The 1584-nt window shown below is 29.8% G+C and carries 2 protein-coding genes; one reads left to right on the forward strand and one right to left on the reverse strand.

The window, feature by feature from the left end:
- Positions 1–134: glycosyltransferase family 2 protein (locus U9R42_14505; GenBank protein ID MEA3497235.1), on the reverse strand; the 134-nt coding region annotated here is incomplete at its 3' end.
- Between the two features lie 365 nt (positions 135–499).
- On the opposite strand from U9R42_14505, the gene U9R42_14510 reads away from it, so the two are divergent.
- Positions 500–1584 (forward strand): saccharopine dehydrogenase NADP-binding domain-containing protein (locus U9R42_14510; GenBank protein ID MEA3497236.1); only part of this gene is annotated, 1085 nt, incomplete at its 3' end.

Consider the following 1584-nt stretch of genomic DNA (forward strand, 5'->3'; position numbering starts at 1 on the left):
TCGTCATTACTTGCATCATCTACCAGAACTACTTCATCAACAATATCAAAAGGCACTTCGTTAAAAGTTTTTTTTAATGTTTTTGCAGCATTATAAGCAGGTAAAACAACAACTATTTTTTGACCATTAATCATGGATTCATATTTGAATTTAACTGCAAAAGTATAAAATTGAAATGATTTAATTTGTAAAAAGCAGAAGTAATACGAAAGCAAAATGAGGATTATAAAAATTGTGTTTTATGTTGAGTGTGTCGGATAAAAAATATCAAAATTCTTAAAGACAATATCCTAAAATAAAATTTATAAACATAGAGGGGGAAAAATAGCCCGAGCTCTCATCTTTTGAAATTTATTTTTATCTTTGCCTGAGATTAAAAAATATGAAAATAATAAGAGCAGGAAAGGATTACGATAGTCCTTCTCCCTATAAAGTTTTGAATTGATTTTTGATGATTCATAAATATTGGTAAATAGTTGTCAATTAATAAAATAACCCTATGGAAAAACTAAGTGTTTTGATTATTGGAGGATATGGAATTGTCGGTATGGAAGCAGTTAAGATATTATCTGCATTACCCCAATTTAAAATTTTTGTAGCTGGAAGAAATGTTGAAAAAGCTCAAAAAGTTGCAACAACTTATAATTGCGATTGGAAGTATATTGATGTTGATGAAAGAGCATCAATTGAAGTAGCATTGAAAGATATAGATATTGTTTTAAATTGCTTTATTAGCATGGATAAAGTTAATGTTTCCGTTGCCGAAATAGTTGCTACTACCGGCAAAAAATATATTGATGTGGCAGGTTTGCCTTTAGAACATCAATACAAAATAAAAGAGCTTCATGAAAAAGCTAAAAGTACAGGGGCATTACTAATAACCGCTTTTGGTGTTAATCCAGGTATTGCAGGGATACTTTTAAAATATCATGCAGATTTATTAGTAGAAGTTGATAAAACGGAGATATTATTTACTATGGGAGCAAATTTTGATGAAATTTCTTTATTGTCATTAATTGGCATAGGTGATCTTATGCTAATTCCTCCAAAGATATGGAAAAATAACGAATTGATTGCTCCTGATAAATCCAGTAAAAAGGAATTTATCGGGGAACCATTTAATAAAAAAATGTATTTTAGTTCCGGAGTAATTACTCCTGATATATCAGCCATGGAGGTAATGCATAAAATTAAAACTGTAGAATTTTGGTCAGCTATTGAACGCTTTTGGATATCAATAGTTTTGTATTTTAGTATAAAAAGAGGGAAAACAAAAACGAAAGAAAAAGCTTCTCTTCTCTTGAAACGTCTTAAAAGAATAGGGAGTAAGAAAAAATATCATACGGAAACTAATATTACGGTAAAAAGTTTTGCTATAAAAGATGGAAAAAAGTCAACAATTGAAACAAGTTTTTACTGTACTGAGGTGTTTGCAACAGCATTGGCACCCTCAATAGCTTGTTCTCTAATTTATGAAGGTGGGATAAATACAACAGGAGCCTTTTATGCAACGGAAGTTGTTAATTCCAAGGACTTTGTGAGTAAATTGAAAGATAGTAATATACATTTTAACGAGATTTTTGA

It is taken from the genome of Bacteroidota bacterium (genome assembly GCA_034723125.1).
Taxonomy (GTDB): Bacteria; Bacteroidota; Bacteroidia; order CAILMK01; family JAAYUY01; genus JAYEOP01.